Here is a 16,834-nt window from a genome sequence, read left to right as displayed (position 1 = left end):
GTTGGTTAGGTCGCCGAGACGGTGAGCTTGGTCGCGATATGGTCTGGCACGGCATCGTAATGATGAGGTTGGCCCACGAATGAACCTAGGCCATTTGTCATCGCGCGCAGATCGGGAGCGAAGGAGATGAGCTCTGCTGCTGGTACATCGGCTTCTATGCTCACCCATGCGCTATCTGGTGTCGTGGTATGGAGAATTTTGCCGCGTTTCGAACTGAGATAACCAAGGACATCGCCTTGATGGGATACGGGAGCGGTGACCAAGAGGCGGGTGATCGGCTCAAGTAACTGTGATTGGGCTTGGTTAAGGGCCTCTCGCAGGGCCAGGGATCCGGCCATCTTAAAGCTCATCTCGGAGGAGTCGACGCTGTGATATTTGCCATCGATAAGGCGTACGCGTATGTCGGTGATCGGATATCCCACGAGCCCACCAGCCTCCATTGCCTCTAGAATGCCCTTCTCCACCGCGGGGATAAAGTTGCGAGGAATGGCACCGCCAACAATCTCATCTACGAACTCAAAACCGCTATCACGAGACAGTGGCTCGACGATGATGGTGGCGACGCCAAACTGACCATGGCCTCCCGTCTGTTTCTTGTAACGACCCTCTGCCTGTGCGGGTGCACGGAACGTTTCACGATACTGGGTGATCGGTTCGTGAGTCTGTACTTTGAACTGTCCGCGCCGTTGGATGCGTTCAACCGTGATGGCGAGATGGTTGGTGCCAAAACCCTGAACAAGCAGCCGATGGGTTCCTGGTTCACGATCGATCTTGATCCCTGGATCATCACCGGCAACTTTGAAAAGGTTAGCCGCCAGCCGCTCCTCGTCTTGTGGGGCCTCGGTCGTGATCGCGACCGTGAACCCTGGTACCGGGGCTGGGTGGAGGGTCGGTTGATCGGAGGGTTGTACTCCTCGGGTTAAGAGGGTTCCGACAGGAGCGGCGAGCTTTGGAACGACGACAAGGTCGCCGGGATCGATCGCGGGCACTTGACGCAGTTCCGATGGGGTAGGCACGAGGAGTTGATGCAGCCGCTCTTCATGTCCATCGGCCGACGTGAGCACATCATCCGGGTGCAACGCTGCTCCGAGATTCTTGAGGACACTCAATCGCCCGAGATATTGATCCTGTGTTGCCGAGACAACAAGCACCGACCATCCGGGGTGAGGATGCAACGTCGGTGGGGGCACAAGATTGATGAGTGCGTCCACGAGGTGGTGCATGCCCACATCCCCTGTGGCAGAGCCACAGAGCAGTGGAGTGAGGTGGAGGGCTCGCACGCTCGCCGAGAGGGCACGAGCGAGTTCGTCGGTCGGCAATTCTTCGCCGGAGAGATAGCGTTCCATAATTGCATCGTCCTCCTGGACGATTTCATCGAGCAAGGTATCGCGAGCTGTCCGTTCCTGCTCGACGAGGTCCGCAGGAATAACGATCTCGGATTCGGTAGTGCCGTGTTCGAGAAAGCCACGATTGGCGATGAGGTCGATGACTCCACCGAGGCCATTGCCTTCGGGCAACGGAAGCTCGATGGGGTCGATGTGTTGGCCGAGCGTCTCGTGCAAGAGGCTGACGGTCTTGGCAAAGGCCTCAGGATCGCGATCACACTTGTTGATAAAGACCAGACGTGGCAATTGACGGGTGTTCAGCAGGTTCCAGAGGAGGAGTAATTCAGGGTTTGTTACCGTCTGCGCATCGATCACCACGAGTGCGGCATCGGCAGCTTCCATGGCGAGCGCGGTAGTGGCGAAGAATTCGGAGCTACCAGGCGTGTCGATCAGGTTGATCTTGACGTTCTCGTACTCGGTAGCAATCGTGCTTGCGTCTATCGAGTAACCGTGGTTGATCTCCTCTGGCGTGTGATCGGAGACGGTAGTGCCATCCTCGATCCGTCCCTTGTGGGGTAGTGATCCGGCCCGGAATAGTATTGCTTCCACCAAGCTCGTCTTGCCGGCACCTGGGGGGCCAACGCAGACGACGGTGCGGATTTGTTCAGTTGGGTAGGCCTTCACTGGCAGCGCCTCCTTTTGCGTTGGGACGACGCAAACGTCGTTGTACCCACAGTAGCAGAGCATAAGATGGCGTGTGGGCAAGCCAAAAACATCCGTGTATTGCCCCACAGGCGCTTATGGGCAGCTAGGATAGATAAAAAGCTCACTGGGCGTGGCCCACGGAGGTGTAGCTCAAGTGTTTGATGGTAATTTTAGAGCTTCGGTTGATCGCCGTACTGCACCAGTGGGTCGTTCGCTGTCGCGGCTCGGTGTCAGTCCTGACCTCCTTACGGTGATAGGTATCGTCTTCTCGATCGGGGCCGGAGTAGCGGTTGGATTTGGAGAGCTCTATGTAGGGTTCGGGTTGCTCCTACTCGGCGCGATACCGGATCTGCTTGACGGGCCGGTTGCCAAAGCGGCCCAGACCTCCTCGAGCCGTGGTGCCTTTTTCGATTCCTTTGCTGATCGCATCAGTGATCTGGCCATTCTTGGTGGATTGAGTATTTATTTTCTCGGCGTGCACGACGAACTCTTCGCGGTGCTCTCCTTTTTCGGTTATGGGTTTGCCTCGTTGATCTCCTATCAACGGGCCAAGGCCGAGTCGCTGGGTTTGAGCGGTAAGGGCGGGATCATGGAACGCGCAGAGCGCGTTGTTCTTCTTCTCGTCGCCTTGTTGATCCATCCCTTGCTACGCATTGCGCTCCTCGTACTCCTCGTCGGATCGGTGGTCACCGTGGTGCAGCGTTTCGTCTCGATTTGGCGCCAGGCTTCGCGTCGTCCTGATCGTGTTGCGGCACTGGCACGGATAACAAATCTTCGGCGTGTCAATCGACGTCGGCGTATCCGTTCTCGAGCGAGTCTCCAACGCTTCTTGCCTGGCGCTACTGGGCGTGCCAGCTTCTCTCGGCGACACTCCGCAGGTCGCAAGCGAGCTTGATTTCGCGAGTACGCCTTCTGCGCACGGCGGTTGCGGTGCTGAACCGCGTTCCACGGGTCCTCGATCCAGTCGTGTGGACGATTGCTGGAGTGACAAGTTATGCGAGCAATGGCGAGCGGCGCGCGATCGTTCGTGGTAATCAGCGTCTTGCGTTGAGCGCCCGCAGTGGGTCCCAGGTGATCGCTCGATCGCGACTCGAGCTTTCTACTTATCGCGCGTTTTATTTTTATGCTCGTTACTGGGTCGAGGTCCTGCGCGTGCAGTCCCTCGCCCCAGAGGACATCGTGTTAGCGGTCGATCCGGTATGGGCAGAGGATTTCGTGGCACGGCGTATGGCATCAGCGCCTACGATAGCGGTGCTTGCCCATGTTGGTAACTGGGAGTGGGGTGGTGCATGGGTGTCGTTGGCTTGCAATGGGGTCACCGCTGTCGCCGAGGCACTCGACGATACTGAGATGACCGAATGGTTCCTCACCGCACGGAGACGACTTGGTATGGAGATCGTGCTGACCGGCGGCGACGTTGTTCGTACGCTTTTGAAGGCGTTACGGCAGGGAAAGTTGGTGGCACTTGTCGTCGATCGTGATGTCAGCGGAACCGGTGAGGCGGTTGACTTTCTCGGCACGCGTGTGCCCCTCTCGAGCGGTCCTGGAGTCCTAAGTGTCATGAGTGGTGCGCCGATCTACCCGGTGGGAACCTACCAGCGGCGTGGCCGGCAAGAGGTGCGGTTCTACCCACCAATTGTTCCACCACAGGAGGGGACCAGGGCTGAACGTGTCAGTGCAGTGATGCGCCAGGTAGCCCAGGCCTTGGAGGTCATCGTGACCGAAGAGCCCGGTCAATGGCACAATTTTCAAAAATACGAGCTTCCGGCCACTCGGGAGGTTGATTGAAGGTCGTTGAGATCTCTCCCTACGATCTTGGTTCGGTGGGTGGTGTACAGGCCCAGGTGAGCGGCCTCGCGCAAGCCCTTCGCTCGCTCCAGTGCGAGGTGGAGATCCTCGCACCGGGCAATGGTGAAGGCGTTGGGGCTTCGTTGGGGTCGGTGTCTCGTTGGCGTGCCAACGGTTCTGTTGCGCCGGTTACGCTGTTTCCGCGCATGAACCAGATCTCTGGGGTTCTGGAGTGGGCAGACGTGATCCATCTACATGAACCCTTTGCGCCAATGGCCGGGGTCGCCATCCTTCGCTGGGCGTACACCCATGATGCCCTTGGTCGTCTTTGGGTCACCTTTCATCGAGATGGAGTCTCCGCGGGTTATCGCCGCTGGGCACAGTGGTGGGCCTACCTATTGCCACGGTCGGATCATCAGATTGCGGTTTCACCATTTGCTGCGCGTACCGCGGAGATCGTTGCCGGGGTTTACCCACAGCAGATCCCCAATGGCGTCGCACTCGGTGACAATCTCACGCACACCCAGGAGGAGTGCGAACTGAGTGATGGGAGCGCAGTTGGTCGCTCTTTCGCGGAGTACCGTGTGCTGTTTGTAGGACGCCATGAGGAACGCAAGGGTCTCGAAGTTGCGCTCCAAGCACTCACCTCGCTGGAAATGGCGGTGCGCCTGATCGTTGTCGGTAGCGGTCCGCTCACGGGGGCCTTGCAGGCGCGGTATCCCGACAGAAGGGTCGACTGGTTGGGTCGGGTCGACCAGGCAACGCTCACGACGCTCTATCGGAGTGTCGATGTGGTGGTGGCGCCCTCCTTGGCGGGGGAATCCTTTGGAGTCGTGCTGTTAGAGGCGATGGCAAATGGTGCAGTGGTCATCGCGAGTGATATTCCGGCGTACCGATGGCTCAGTCGACAGGGATCTTCAGCGGTGCTGGTTCCCCCCCGAGACGCTGATGCACTTGCCATGGCACTACATAACGTGTTGACGCACCCCGAATTCAGGGACAGTCTGCGTCGGCGCGCGTTCGAACAGGTCCGCTCCTTCGCATTCGATGCCCTCGCCGAGCGATACCTGCAGCTGTTTCTCGCTCCATGATCGATGCGGTCAAGGTGATGGTGAGTCGAACGAAGGCGCAGCGCTATGGCTGGACGTTGCTGGGGCGTCACCATCGGTGAACTGGTAGATTGATAGAGGAACGTACAACTGCGACGTAACGATAACGAATTGAGATCGTGAGGTAGAAGTGGCAATGGGTTCGGATTCTGTGAGCATTTGGGGCTATGACACGCCAAATGTGCGTTCGGCGCGGGTGAGACAGGTGGTTATCCGCCTTGTCGCGGCATGGTTCGTGGCGGGTGGGATCGCTGTCATTGTGCTGACGCTCGCGTTTGGGCTGACTGGGATCCTCCCTATCGCGGTGACGATCGTGGCTGGTGTGATCATCGGGGTCCTGATCACCGCCGTCGCTACGGTCATTGGGCCGGCTCGTCTTGGTCGACGATTACCGTGGGTTGAGCCGGAGGCAGCGGATCGTAGACGGATCGACACCCTCCTCTCTGGCTTGGGATTCCAGCTTGGTATTCCGGTCTGCCGTGTTGCAGTCGTTGCCTATCCGATGGTTAATGCCGCGGTACTCGGACGTAAGGAGCCGGTCGTCGTCATCACGACTGGTGCACTCCGTGAATTGGAGACCATCGAGTTGGAGGCGTTGCTCGCCCGCCAACTTGGAGAGCTGCGACTTGGATTGGTTGGCCTCAATTCGTTAGTGGCCTACTGGGATCAGGTGTTCCATCGCGCGGGCCGCCAACTCAGCGATTGGCAACGGGCCGAGGCGGTACTACTGGATCGACTTGGCGTGTCCGTTACTCGCTATCCACCTGCCATGGCAGCGGTGCTGGAGAAGGCGCTCGCGAGTCGATCGGTGCCTGCGACGAGCCTACCGGCATGGCTGTGGCTCTGCCCAGTTGGTGTCGAGGACCTTGAGGCGGACCTTACACTTCGTGAGCAGCTGCTACTCGATGAGGTCTGGACGATAGGCGCATCTTAGCGGTTTTGTAGTGGAACGTACTAGGCTGTGTACTAGGACGTAACTGAGGAGGCGACGGTGGCTGAGTTGACAGAAGGTACTGCCAGGGTGAAGCGTGGACTCGCGGAGATGTTGCGAGGCGGCGTCATCATGGATGTCGTCAACGCCGAACAAGCGAAGATTGCTGAGGATGCCGGTGCTGTTGCCGTCATGGCACTCGAACGGGTTCCCGCTGACATTCGTCGTGATGGTGGTGTCGCGCGTATGAGCGACCCGGCGCTAATTCGCGAGATTCAAGATACCGTCACGATTCCCGTGATGGCGAAGGTGCGGATTGGCCACTTTGCTGAGGCACAGATGTTAGAGGCGATGGAGGTGGACTACATCGACGAGAGTGAGGTACTCACCCCCGCAGATGAAAGCTATCATGTCGATAAGTGGGCCTTTCAAGTACCGTTTGTCTGTGGTGCGACAAACCTCGGTGAGGCGCTGCGACGTATCTCAGAGGGGGCGGCTCTGATCCGCTCAAAGGGTGAGGCTGGCACCGGCAACGTGGTAGAGGCTGTCCGCCATCTGCGTTCGATCACCTCGGATCTTCGTGCCATAGCGACCGCATCGGAGCAGGAACTTTTTGGCTGGGCGAAGAAGCTCTCCGCACCCTATGAGCTTGTCGCCGAGATTCATGCCAACGGCGGTCACCTTCCCGTACCGTTGTTCTGTGCTGGTGGAATTGCAACACCAGCCGATGCGAGTTTGGTAATGCAACTAGGAGCTGAGGCGAATTTCGTTGGATCGGGTATTTTCAAGAGCGGTGATCCAGCGAAGCGGGCGCGAGCCATCGTTGAGGCGACAACGCATTTCCAAGATCCAAAGGTGTTGATTCGCGTCTCCGAGCATCTTGGAGAGGCGATGGTTGGTATCGAAATGGATGCTCTTGACCAGCATCTGGCTGACCGAGGTTGGTAGGAGGGTCGGTCTTCGATGCGGATCGGAGTGATTGCCCTCCAGGGTGATTTCCGCGAACATCTTGCTATGGTCGCTTTGCTGGGCTGGCAAGGTGTGGCCGTCAAGGAACCGAGTCAGTTGCTCGGGCTCGATGGTTTGGTGTTTCCCGGTGGCGAATCGACCACGCAGTGCATCCTGAGTGAAGCAAGTGGCCTGCGTCAGCCGCTCGCAGCAGAGGTGAAGTCCGGACTGCCGGTCTTTGGCACCTGTGCAGGTTTGATCATGTTGGCCCGAACCATTATTGGCGGGCGTCCGGATCAGTGGAGCTATGGAGCCCTTGACGTGACGGTGCTCCGCAATGGGTTCGGTCGACAGGTTCGCTCTTTCGAGGCTGACCTCGCCGTTTCGGGGCTTGACACCCCCATGCGTGCAATCTTTATTCGAGCACCAGTCATCACCGAGACGGGTGACAAGGTTGAGACCCTCGCCTCAGTGGAGTATCGATTTGTCGACGGTACGAGTCGGGTGCTCCCGGTCGTGATCGCTGGTGGATCGATCGTTGCAACCTCATTTCATCCAGAGGTATCGCAGGATCCACGTTTGCACGAGTTGGCCTTCACCCGTTAGGCCCAGCTACGGTGGGGTGGTATCGTGAGTACGTTGGAACGAAGAGAGGTAATACATGTCGGGTCACTCCAAGTGGGCGACGATCAAACACAAAAAGGGCGCACAGGATAAGGCGCGGGGAAAACTCTTTGCAAAGTTGATTCGTCAAATTGAGGTAGCTGCACGAGAGGGTGGCGGGGATCTGAGCGCGAATGCCAACCTCCGCGGTATGGTTCAGAAGGCTCGTGATAACTCTGTCCCCGCAGCGACCATCGATCGCGCCATCAAGCGAGGGACGGGCGAGCTCGAAGGGGTTCGCTATGAAGCGATTACTTACGAAGGCTACGGTCCGGGCGGTATCGCAGTGATGGTGGAGTGTCTGAGCGACAATCGGAATCGTACTGGTGCCGACGTCCGGTCGGCCTTCTCGAAGTCCGGTGGTTCCCTGGCGGAACCGGGAGCGGTCAATTGGCAGTTTTCACGTAAAGCAGTGATGCACGTGGATGGTGCTGCCCCTGAGGAGGAGGTGATGCTCGCCGTCCTTGCTGGTGGTGGTGAGGATCTGACCCGCATCGAAGATGAATGGCAGATTACCGGACCTCCGACGTCCCTGGTTGAGTTAAAGGCGGCGGTCGAAGAGGCGGGGTGCACGATCCATTCAGCCGAAGTAGAGTTGGTGCCGCAGTCGACGATTGCCATCGATGACGCTAGTGATGCAAGGAAGGTACTCCGGCTCATCGATGCCCTTGAGGATCTCGATGATGTGCAGAATGTGATTGCAAACTTCGATATACCGGATGAGTTTTTTGAGGAGCTTGAGGACTAAGTGCCCGAGTTGCAGCTGGGCGACCTTGCTCCAGAGTTCAATCTGATCGGTACTGGTGACCGATGGTATGCATTGCAAGAGTTCCTAGGCCGTCCGGTGGTGCTCGCCTTTTATCCGGATGATTTTTCGCCTGTCTGCACCACACAGTTGCGCGCCTATTCGGCGAATATCGACGACTTTACCCAGCTGGGTGCCGTAATGCTCGGCATCTCCCCGCAAACGTTGAGCTCGCACGAATCCTTCAAAGATAGGCTCGGCATTCGGTTCCCGCTCCTGTCCGACCGTGAGCGCTCGGTGGCCAAGGCGTACGGGGTGTTGGGCCCGCTTGGGTTCTATCGCCGTTCTGTCTTTGTACTCGATCGTGAGCTCCACATTGTCTATCGCCATGTTTCACGAGCAGGTCTAACATTTCGGAGCTCCGACGAGCTGCTGCAGGCGGTGCAAAAGGCGGTTGCCTAGAGGGGGTCGGTGCCGTTTCCGGCCGGTGCGGAACGGGTGATCGATCATATGTATTAGTTTGGAGGGATGCACGGTGAAATCGGCACACCCAAGGCCTTCGATATTTCCTTCGACTCCTTTCTGGTGGGGGCCAAGACGGTTGCCTTGGCGGGATGGTTCTTATGACGGTTGTACTCGGCATCGACCCAGGTCTCAAACGTGTTGGGTACTCCGTGCTCGAACAGACACAAACGGGGATTGGTCTCCGTTGCGCCGGCTTGATCACCACTGACCCAGAGGTCTCTCTTGGGGATCGACTATCGGATATCTTCGGTTCGGTGGATGAGTTGATCCAAGAGTACCAACCAAATCAACTCGTGCTTGAACGGATCCTCTTTGCAAAGAATGTTACTTCGGCACTGCTCGTTGCCCAGGCGGTTGGGGTGATCAAACTCGCCGGTGCTCAGCATGGCCTCGAAGCCAGCGAGATCGGTGCGAACCAGGTCAAGCTCTCGCTCTCCGGTGATGGACACGCCTCAAAGGCGCAGATGAAGAAGATGGTGGTGCTGTTGTTGGGCCTGCAGCGAGCGCCGGAACCAGCCGATGTCTCGGATGCGATCGCGATCGCCTATGCTCATCTCTCTGGCAATTGGAGTCGCGGTTGATTGGTTTTCTCGCCGGTACGGTACAGGGAATAGAACCGCCGATGGCGGTGGTACGAGTCGGTGGTATCGGCTATGAAGTGGCGCTCTCTTCGGCACAACTCGCCCAGCTCACGCTGGGCAGCGAGGTCGAGCTCTCCATCAGGACGATCGTACGAGCGGATGCCATCATGCTTTACGGGTTCGCGGATGTACTCGAGCGGTCGCTCTTTGATGAGCTGCTCAAGGTGCAAGGTGTTGGTCCGAGTGTGGCGCTTGGACTACTTTCAACGCTAGGCGTGCAGGGATGTTATGAGGCGGTCGCTGCCGAGGATCTCGCCCGCTTGAAGAGCGCGCCGGGGGTCGGGGAGAAGACGGCGCGGCGTATCATCGTTGATCTGGGGGCTGCAGCACGGCGATCGGGAGTACCCTTGTCGGCGCTTGCTGCTCGCTCTGAGGTGCGTGAGGCCTTGCTCAGTTTGGGTTTTCGGGCGAGTGAGTGTGAACCGGTCCTCGTGCGCATCCCCGCTGCCTTTGGTCTTGAAGATGCATTGAAATGGGCATTGAAGGAGTTGCAACGTTGAGCCCACGCAGAGAGGTACTTGGAGATGACTTACGTAGTGAGGTCAGTGTCGAGAAGAATCTCATCGACACCTATGACGCTCACGTCGACTCTGCGCTCCGACCCTCTCTGCTTGAGGAGTTCATCGGACAGAGCGAACTCAAGTCGCAATTGCGAGTCGTCCTCCAGGCTGCTGATTCACGTGGCGAGCCGCCGGACCATCTTCTCTTTGCAGGTCCTCCTGGCCTTGGGAAGACGTCGCTGGCCTTCATTGTGGCCGAGGAACTCGGTCGTGGCATCAGGGTGACCTCCGGGCCAGCGCTTGGACGAGTTGGCGATCTAGCCGCATTGCTGTCCGATCTCAAAGCCGGTGACGTGCTCTTCATCGACGAGATTCATCGCCTACCACGACCGGTTGAAGAGCTTCTCTATATCGCCATGGAGGATTTTCGACTGGATGTAGTCATTGGAAAAGGGCCAGGTGCGCGTACCCTACGGCTGGAGATCCCGAGGTTTACCCTTGTGGGGGCGACCACGCGGTCTGGGATGGTCTCAGGACCTCTGCGTGATCGTTTCGGTTACTCCTATCGGCTTGACTACTACTCCGATCCAGAGTTGCGTCAGGTTGTATTGCGTTCAGCCAAGCTGATGCATATGCAACTCACCACGAGTGCCGCCGATGAGATCGCGTCACGTTCTCGAGGTACGCCGCGGCTAGCGAACCGACATCTGCGACGGGTACGGGACTATGCCGAAGTAGAGGGCACCGAAGTGGTGACCCATGAGCTGGCCTCCGATGCTCTTGAACTCTTTGGCGTCGATAAGCTCGGGCTCGATAAGGTGGACCTTGAAATTCTCCGGGTACTCTGTGAACGCTTCGAGGGCCGGCCGGTTGGTGTGAGCTCTATCGCGGTGAGTGTCCATGAGGACGCCGGTACCCTCGAGGAGGTCTATGAGCCGTTTCTGATCCAGAGAGGACTGCTGTTACGTACACAGCGAGGTAGGTTGGCTACCGAACGCGCCTATCGGCACCTTGGATTGGCTGTCCCAACCGAACAACCGTGAACGCAGGAGTCGAGACCCTATGGTTTCCTTCAGCGAGACCCGTGAGTTGCGACGACGTTAGAGGGGCAATGCTGGCCGAACTGGGTTTGGCATCCCGATGGGTGAAACGGACCGCGGTCCAGGACGGAGCGAACCGTAGATCGATGTGCGCAGTCGTGGATACGCTGCATGCGATAGTAGGTCAACCTGTGGTGTTCACCACACCCCATTGACCCGTGTGCCGCGACACATCAGCGAGTTCGATGGCACCAGTCAGAGATTGAGCAGTGCTGGTTGCATCCTCCTATTCTTCCTCTCCGGTAGTATTCGTCTGCGTGGGTGGAATCAGCATCCTGTGCGCGATGTTGAGGATAAGCGGAACGGCAAACCCATCTCGGGTGCTGGAATTCGGGTTCGCGCCTTTGGCTGGTAGCCTGAAGGAGAAGTTTGCATGAGGAGAAGGCATGAGAAGGTATCGGTGCACGAATTGCGGTAATGTGACGCGGTTTGATGTGACCTCAATGGTTCGTAGTCGATGTTTTTATCATTACAGCGTTGCGGGAGACCTGGAGATTGAGGAACCTGAAGAGATTTCTCGGGTGGTCGAGGAGGTGTCATGTCGATGGTGTGCGACCCCAAAATTTGTCGAGATCATCACTCAGGGGGCTGAGCACAGCGTTAGCGAGGCATGATGAGTGAGTCGAGTCAGCCAGGCCGGCCACGCCGCCCAGCCCCGATTTGGCAGGCTGGTGAGGTCGTTGAGGTGGTCGTCGAGACGCCAGAGACCAGCAGCTTACGTATCCAGTTACCGCAGCCGGAGCCTTTTCTTCCAGGACAGTACTACAACATCCGTATTCCGGTCGATGGGCGACCGCGTCCCATCCAGCGCGCTTACTCCGTTGGATCCAGCCCACATCCGCGTTTTGACATTATCGAGGTTGGTGTCAAGGAGATGGAAGGGGGCTTGGTCTCGCCGGTCCTTGTCCGGGAGTGTCCAGTGGGTTCGATCCTTGAGGTGCGCGGGCCTTATGGTGCCTTCACCTGGACTGAGGAGGAGGGTGGTCCCGTTCTCTTGATCGGTGCTGGTTCCGGTGTGGTGCCCCTCATGGCCATGATCCGCTATCAAGTCTCCAAGGGGACGACCGTTCCGATGCACCTCGTCTTTAGCTCGAAATCTGCTGAGTATGTCATCTATCGGGATGAACTCTCAGCCTTAGCGCTACGGTACGACTGGCTCCAGGTCACGCACACGTTCACTCGTGAGACGGACAACCCATTGGCGCGCTACCATCGACGCATCGACAAGGAGATGGTGGAGGAGGTCTTCGTAGAGACGGCTCCCAAGCTCGCGTATCTGTGCGGCCCTCCGGAGATGGTCGATGATTGTGAGCGGTCGCTTCTGGAGTTGGGTCTGGAACCAGATGTGATCAAGACAGAGAAGTACGATTAATGCTGCTGATCGATCGACCGATCTTTCACCGAGATGGGCGTCGATTTGCTCACCTGATCAGTGACCTGTCCTTAGATGAGCTTCATCGTGGGGCTCGTCGATTAGGTCTCGATCGTAGTTTCCATCGCGACCATTATGACATTCCGGAGGAGTATGTGGCAGCGGTGCTGGCGGCAGGTGTCCGCCAGGTAGACCCACGCGAGATTGTTCGGGCGCTTCGCCGGGCCGGGCTGCGTGTGCCGCGAACTCGATAACGATGCCTATAGAGATCGAGCGTCAACTCGAGGAGTTGTTGACGGAGCGAGGGGTCGTGGCAGCCGGGTCTGGTGCGACGAGCACCCTGCATTTTGATGCACATCAGGCCCGACTCCGCATCGCTGCGGGCCAGGCCGACGAGGACCATTTCACCTTCCGTAACCCCCAACGGGCGGCGACCTTACAGAGCACTTTCCCATGGAGTCGGGGATATGTGTCTATCGCGATTCCTTATCGCACGACCCTTGAGGACGTTGCGGTCGTCGCTGGCTATGCCCAGCATCACAGTTATCGTTACCTACGCGCGACGTTGGCGGCTGCGGTGACCAGTCTGCGAGCGTCAGGACTGCGCGCAACATCGTTATACGATGCAAACCAGGCCTTCGACAAGGCGTTGGCCCGTCGTGCCGGGATCGGACTGGTGGGACGCCATTCCCTGGTGATGGTGCCCAAGGTGGGTGCGCGCGTGGTGCTCGGATCGATCTTCACCGAGGAGGTGCTCAAGGTCCAGATCGGACACCGCTTTGGAGTCGACCCCTGTCGAGGGTGTCGCCGCTGCGTGGATGCCTGTCCCACGGGTGCGATTCGCTTGCCCGGGGTCATCGTGGCTTCTCGTTGTATTGCTAATATTCTCCAACAAGAGAGCTGGTCGTTCGATGATCGTCGGGAGGTGGGGACGCGCGTCTATGGGTGTGATAGCTGTATCGATGCGTGTCCAATCGGCTGGCGCCGTCGCGAGCCAGCCGATCTTGCGCCCCTTGTTCGTTGGCTGCGTGAGGGCGACCGAGAACTCCTCGACGAACTAGGGCATTGGTATATCCCTCGACGCGATCCATTTTATGTCCGTCGCAATGTTGCCAACGCGTTGAGGAACCGAGGTTCTTTGACCTACGATGAACGACGCGCGCTTGCCCGCCTCTGCACCGCCAGCGACCAACGGCATCGAACAGAGGGCTTGCGTTCCTTACTCGGAGTACGGTGGGCACGATGATGCGTCACGTGTTGATTACCAATGATTTCCTGCCTAAGGTAGGCGGGATCCAGGCCTACCTTGGCGAGATCTATCGAAGGCTTGACCCGGAGTCCTTCTTGGTGATCACCACGACGGTTCCGGGAGCTTCGGAGTTCGATCGGACCTTTGGTGCACCCGTTGTGCGTCTAGGGGAGCGTCTCTTGCCGACACCATCCACGATCACCACGCTGCGACAGTCGCTAGCGAGCTTCGATCCTGAGTTGGTGGTTTACGATCCAATCTTTCCAATTGGCGCGGTCGGCGACGCGCTCGGGCGTCCGTACGCAGTCATTGCCCATGGTGCCGAGGTTCGCGTTCCCGCCTACCTGCCTCTGGTACGTGCACAGCTCCAGCGCACCATTCGTGGTGCCCGTGGAGTGATCGCAGCGGGAGGTTATCCTGCGGATGAGGTATGCCAACTCGCTCCTAGCGCGAGCGTCTTTGTGGTCCCCCCTGGCATCGATGCGAGTCGTTATTGCCCTCTGGAGGAGGATGACCGTTCCCGACTGCGTCGTCAGTGGATGACCAACCCTGAGCGGCAACTCATTCTCTTTGTCTCACGCCTGGTACCTCGTAAAGGTGCCGATACCCTTCTGCGTGCTGCGGCCGAGCTTGACGCGAGGACCGGTGCAGAGATCCATATTGTCGGCGATGGGCGCGATCGGGCGCGTCTCATGCGACTCGCCGCAGCGGTCCCCAGCTCGGTGGTCTTCCATGGTCCCCTCGCAGAGGAGGCCAAAATTGAGCTATATCAGGCGGCCGATCTCTTCGTCTTCCCTGCCCGAGATCGGTGGTTTGGGATCGAGCGAGAGGGGTTTGGCATCGTCATCCTTGAGGCCCAGGCGTGCGGAACGCCCGCTATCGTCGGAGCCTCTGGGGGAACCGGTGAGGCGCTCGCTCCTAAGAGCGGGCACCTCTTGGAGGTAGCGGGGCCGAAGGAGCTGGCTCGGTTGCTGCGTGAGCTACTGGCGGATCCGGCACGTCTCAAGTTGTACCGCCGCGAGACAAGCGCATACATTCGAACGAATTTTGACTATGATCAGCTAAGTAAGGCATATGAGGCATCACTGCACGCCTTGGCTCGTGGGTAGAGTCAATGGGTAGAGGAGGAAGCGATGGATATCACATCGGACTCAAAGGAGATCCCTGCGAGTGTTGACGCCTGTTTTCAGGCCGTTGTTGAGGTTGAAAGCTATCCAACGTGGGCCTCTGATGTACGGAGCGTTCAGGTCGTTGAGCATGATACCGCTGGTCGACCACTGAGGGTCGCGTTTCGTACCGGTGCCTTCGGACGGAGTGCGTCGTATACCTTGCTCTATGATTACAGCGATGCACCACACTCCATCAGCTGGAGTCAGGTGGCAGGGGATATCACCTCAAAGATGGACGGCCGCTACACTTTTGATCGCAGTGCGAACGAAATGACGCAGGTCACCTACGAGCTCTCCGCGGAGCTCATCGTTCCGCTACCGTCTTTTGTGAAGCGTAGGGCTGAGGTCAAGATCATTCGAACCGCCCTTGACGATCTTGCGGAGCGAGTGCAGTCGCATGCGAACGGGGAACTCGCTGACGGGACGCATAGCTAGGACCGTCCCGCGAACCTATCTCCGGTTGATCTTTGGGAACCGGTCCGTCGGTGCAGTACTCGCTAGCTCGGCGTAGGGAAGCTGCCGTCCGATGTGTGGTTGTGTTGTCGGCGTTGAACTCCCCAGTCGGGCTGGTCTGGGGTTCTCGGTCCGCCCGTCTGACCGGTCAAGGCCATGATCGGAAGCTGTGGGCGAACTCTCGCATTCGGCGACGGTGTTCCTGCGCAGCGAGGGATTGTTATCGGTAGGAACTCGTTCGGGGCATCTTAGCGATGGCGGAGGCGACTGCTTCGAGTGCGAGGTTGAACTCCGTGGTCGGTTCGCTCAAGGTGAAGCGGAACTGGTGCGCGGTGGTTGAGGTGGTGGCGTAAAAGTTCGTTCCCGGTGCAACCCGGATGTGCTCATGGGTGAGTTGCAGCAGTGCATGCAAGGAATCAGCGGTGTCGACCCAGACATTGATGCCGGAGCCGGTCGCCTTCATTTGGAAAAGGTCTGCTACCGCTGTTCGCCGCTCACTATAGGCGAACTGGGCCGCCAATGTAAGGTCCTGGATTTTCGCATCAGTGAGCATTTGGTGCAAGGTAGCCTGGAGAAGCTTGGATGACCAGGAGGGTCCCAGGGTGCGTCTACGGTTGAGATCGGCGACCAGATCATGGTTGGCGAATACAGCGGCAAGGCGGAGGTCCGGACCATGGGACTTCGAGAAACTCAAGATATAGACGATTCGGCTGCCGAGCGTTTCGGCCATCGTCCAGAGCGGCTCGCCACTCACTAGGCCAGAGTGGTCGTCCTCTAGCACCATTACCTCAGGGTATTGACCGAGAATCTCTGCGATCTCAAGGGCCCGTTGTTTGGAGAGTGAGGAGCCCGTTGGATTCTGCGATCGAGGCTGTAGCAAAACTGCACCGACACCACCTTTCGCTAGTTCGGCGCGCAGGCCAGTGGTACTGATACCCTGATCGTCGACGGCAACCGGTCGGATTTCAAGGCCATGACTCTCCACGAGATCGTAGAGGGCGGGGAAGTTGGGCTCTTCGAGAATAACGGCCCGATGGTAGGAGGGGCCGATAGCCAATACGCGATCAATGGCATCGAGAGCACCATCGACGATGGTGAGGTCGAAGTCGGACTCAGTGAGACGGCTGGGGACCAACTGGGCGAGGGTATCGACCAACGGTGGATAGACCGGTGGGTCGAGGTAGGAGGATATCGCAGAACTACCCAGGTGGACGAGGGATGCAACTGGACTTGGGAGCAGGCGAGGATCGGGGACGCCTGAGGCAAAGTCCAGTGCATAGCTCTGGGAGTCCTCATAGAAGTGCCAACGTGGGGCTGCGGGTGTGAATCTCGTTGTCTCGGTCACGAAGCTCCCTCGACGTCCATGGGAACTCAAGAGTCCGAGCTGTGCCAGGTGTGACCAGGAGGCGGCGACGGTCGTTGGCGAGACGCCAAGATGGTCAGCCAGTTGTCGTATCGACGGCAAACGATCGCCCGATCGGAGTCTGCCGTCGCGTGTGAGCTGGATAAACGCTTCAGTGAGACCGCGCATACCATTGCGGCTAATTGCAGATCCGAGCATCTGGCAGATCTCTTCGGTGGTGTGGAAGTTGGACCTCTCAATCATCGATG

The 16,834-nt window shown here is 58.4% G+C and carries 18 protein-coding genes; 16 read left to right on the top strand and 2 right to left on the bottom strand.

The window, feature by feature from the left end; all coding sequences use genetic code 11:
* Positions 1–5: 5 nt before the first annotated feature.
* Positions 6–2,009 (bottom strand): elongation factor G, encoded by a 2,004-nt coding sequence (locus tag M7Q83_RS03190; protein ID WP_298335299.1) that lies wholly within the window; start codon positions 2,007–2,009, stop codon positions 6–8.
* Between the two features lie 175 nt (positions 2,010–2,184).
* Here M7Q83_RS03190 and M7Q83_RS03185 point away from each other — a divergent pair, with 175 nt between their 5' ends.
* The 16 genes from M7Q83_RS03185 (at position 2,185) to M7Q83_RS03110 (ending at position 15,205) form a co-directional block, all read left to right on the top strand.
* Entirely contained in the window at positions 2,185–2,925 is a 741-nt protein-coding gene (locus M7Q83_RS03185) for a CDP-alcohol phosphatidyltransferase family protein (protein WP_298335297.1), read from the top strand.
* Positions 2,922–3,818, top strand: a complete 897-nt coding sequence (locus M7Q83_RS03180) for a hypothetical protein (RefSeq protein WP_298335295.1) — start codon at positions 2,922–2,924, stop codon at positions 3,816–3,818. The genes M7Q83_RS03185 and M7Q83_RS03180 overlap by 4 nt, the downstream gene beginning before the upstream one ends.
* Positions 3,815–4,909 (top strand): glycosyltransferase family 4 protein, encoded by a 1,095-nt coding sequence (locus tag M7Q83_RS03175; protein ID WP_298335293.1) that lies wholly within the window; start codon positions 3,815–3,817, stop codon positions 4,907–4,909. Before M7Q83_RS03180 ends, M7Q83_RS03175 begins: the two co-directional genes overlap by 4 nt.
* A gap of 154 nt (positions 4,910–5,063) precedes the next feature.
* Entirely contained in the window at positions 5,064–5,861 is a 798-nt protein-coding gene (locus M7Q83_RS03170; RefSeq protein ID WP_298335291.1) for a hypothetical protein, read from the top strand.
* 57 nt (positions 5,862–5,918) lie between these two features.
* Positions 5,919–6,806, top strand: coding sequence for a pyridoxal 5'-phosphate synthase lyase subunit PdxS (gene pdxS / locus M7Q83_RS03165; protein ID WP_366526366.1), 888 nt, complete (start codon positions 5,919–5,921; stop codon positions 6,804–6,806).
* A 15-nt stretch (positions 6,807–6,821) separates the two neighbouring features.
* Positions 6,822–7,412, top strand: a complete 591-nt coding sequence (pdxT, locus tag M7Q83_RS03160; RefSeq protein ID WP_298335289.1) for a pyridoxal 5'-phosphate synthase glutaminase subunit PdxT — start codon at positions 6,822–6,824, stop codon at positions 7,410–7,412.
* A 55-nt stretch (positions 7,413–7,467) separates the two neighbouring features.
* Positions 7,468–8,217 (top strand): YebC/PmpR family DNA-binding transcriptional regulator, encoded by a 750-nt coding sequence (locus tag M7Q83_RS03155; RefSeq protein ID WP_298335287.1) that lies wholly within the window; start codon positions 7,468–7,470, stop codon positions 8,215–8,217.
* Positions 8,218–8,676 (top strand): peroxiredoxin, encoded by a 459-nt coding sequence (locus M7Q83_RS03150; protein WP_298335285.1) that lies wholly within the window; start codon positions 8,218–8,220, stop codon positions 8,674–8,676.
* Positions 8,677–8,837: 161 nt separating this feature from the next.
* Positions 8,838–9,320 carry a crossover junction endodeoxyribonuclease RuvC gene (ruvC, locus tag M7Q83_RS03145; RefSeq protein WP_298335283.1) on the top strand — a complete coding sequence of 161 codons (483 nt, stop codon included), beginning with the start codon at positions 8,838–8,840 and terminating at the stop codon, positions 9,318–9,320.
* On the top strand, positions 9,317–9,880 hold the full coding sequence (gene ruvA, locus M7Q83_RS03140) for a Holliday junction branch migration protein RuvA (RefSeq protein ID WP_298335281.1): 564 nt from the start codon (positions 9,317–9,319) through the stop codon (positions 9,878–9,880). Before ruvC ends, ruvA begins: the two co-directional genes overlap by 4 nt.
* Complete coding sequence (gene ruvB / locus M7Q83_RS03135; protein ID WP_298335279.1) at positions 9,877–10,923, top strand: Holliday junction branch migration DNA helicase RuvB; 1,047 nt, start codon at positions 9,877–9,879, stop codon at positions 10,921–10,923. Before ruvA ends, ruvB begins: the two co-directional genes overlap by 4 nt.
* 670 nt (positions 10,924–11,593) lie before the next feature.
* On the top strand, positions 11,594–12,352 hold the full coding sequence (locus M7Q83_RS03130; protein WP_298335277.1) for an FAD-binding oxidoreductase: 759 nt from the start codon (positions 11,594–11,596) through the stop codon (positions 12,350–12,352).
* The gene (locus tag M7Q83_RS03125; protein WP_298335275.1) at positions 12,352–12,606 is read left to right on the top strand and encodes a DUF4031 domain-containing protein; all 255 of its coding nucleotides are present in this window, start codon (positions 12,352–12,354) and stop codon (positions 12,604–12,606) included. The genes M7Q83_RS03130 and M7Q83_RS03125 overlap by 1 nt, the downstream gene beginning before the upstream one ends.
* 2 nt (positions 12,607–12,608) lie before the next feature.
* Positions 12,609–13,598 (top strand): 4Fe-4S double cluster binding domain-containing protein, encoded by a 990-nt coding sequence (locus M7Q83_RS03120; RefSeq protein ID WP_298335273.1) that lies wholly within the window; start codon positions 12,609–12,611, stop codon positions 13,596–13,598.
* Positions 13,595–14,710: a glycosyltransferase family 4 protein gene (locus M7Q83_RS03115; protein WP_298335271.1), complete on the top strand. Its 1,116-nt coding sequence runs from the start codon at positions 13,595–13,597 to the stop codon at positions 14,708–14,710. Before M7Q83_RS03120 ends, M7Q83_RS03115 begins: the two co-directional genes overlap by 4 nt.
* A gap of 24 nt (positions 14,711–14,734) precedes the next feature.
* Positions 14,735–15,205, top strand: a complete 471-nt coding sequence (locus tag M7Q83_RS03110; RefSeq protein ID WP_298335269.1) for an SRPBCC family protein — start codon at positions 14,735–14,737, stop codon at positions 15,203–15,205.
* 238 nt (positions 15,206–15,443) lie between these two features.
* Here M7Q83_RS03110 and M7Q83_RS03105 read toward each other — a convergent pair whose 3' ends face one another.
* Entirely contained in the window at positions 15,444–16,829 is a 1,386-nt protein-coding gene (locus M7Q83_RS03105; protein ID WP_298335267.1) for an aminotransferase class I/II-fold pyridoxal phosphate-dependent enzyme, read from the bottom strand.
* Positions 16,830–16,834: the final 5 nt, after the last annotated feature.

Source organism: Ferrimicrobium sp., assembly GCF_027364955.1.
Lineage (GTDB): Bacteria > Actinomycetota > Acidimicrobiia > Acidimicrobiales > Acidimicrobiaceae > Ferrimicrobium.
This window is presented reverse-complemented; position numbering and strand designations above follow the sequence as displayed.

What these genes read in the sequence shown, in the direction of transcription:
- M7Q83_RS03170 (WP_298335291.1), top strand. Translation starts at nt 5,064, where the DNA reads ATGGGTTCGGATTCTGTGAGCATTTGGGGCTATGACACGCCAAATGTG.
- pdxT (WP_298335289.1), top strand. Translation starts at nt 6,822, where the DNA reads ATGCGGATCGGAGTGATTGCCCTCCAGGGTGATTTCCGCGAACATCTT.
- M7Q83_RS03155 (WP_298335287.1), top strand. Translation starts at nt 7,468, where the DNA reads ATGTCGGGTCACTCCAAGTGGGCGACGATCAAACACAAAAAGGGCGCA.
- ruvC (WP_298335283.1), top strand. Translation starts at nt 8,838, where the DNA reads ATGACGGTTGTACTCGGCATCGACCCAGGTCTCAAACGTGTTGGGTAC.
- M7Q83_RS03130 (WP_298335277.1), top strand. Translation starts at nt 11,594, where the DNA reads ATGAGTGAGTCGAGTCAGCCAGGCCGGCCACGCCGCCCAGCCCCGATT.
- M7Q83_RS03125 (WP_298335275.1), top strand. Translation starts at nt 12,352, where the DNA reads ATGCTGCTGATCGATCGACCGATCTTTCACCGAGATGGGCGTCGATTT.
- M7Q83_RS03120 (WP_298335273.1), top strand. Translation starts at nt 12,609, where the DNA reads ATGCCTATAGAGATCGAGCGTCAACTCGAGGAGTTGTTGACGGAGCGA.
- M7Q83_RS03115 (WP_298335271.1), top strand. Translation starts at nt 13,595, where the DNA reads ATGATGCGTCACGTGTTGATTACCAATGATTTCCTGCCTAAGGTAGGC.
- M7Q83_RS03110 (WP_298335269.1), top strand. Translation starts at nt 14,735, where the DNA reads ATGGATATCACATCGGACTCAAAGGAGATCCCTGCGAGTGTTGACGCC.
- M7Q83_RS03105 (WP_298335267.1), bottom strand. Translation starts at nt 16,829, where the DNA reads ATGATTGAGAGGTCCAACTTCCACACCACCGAAGAGATCTGCCAGATG.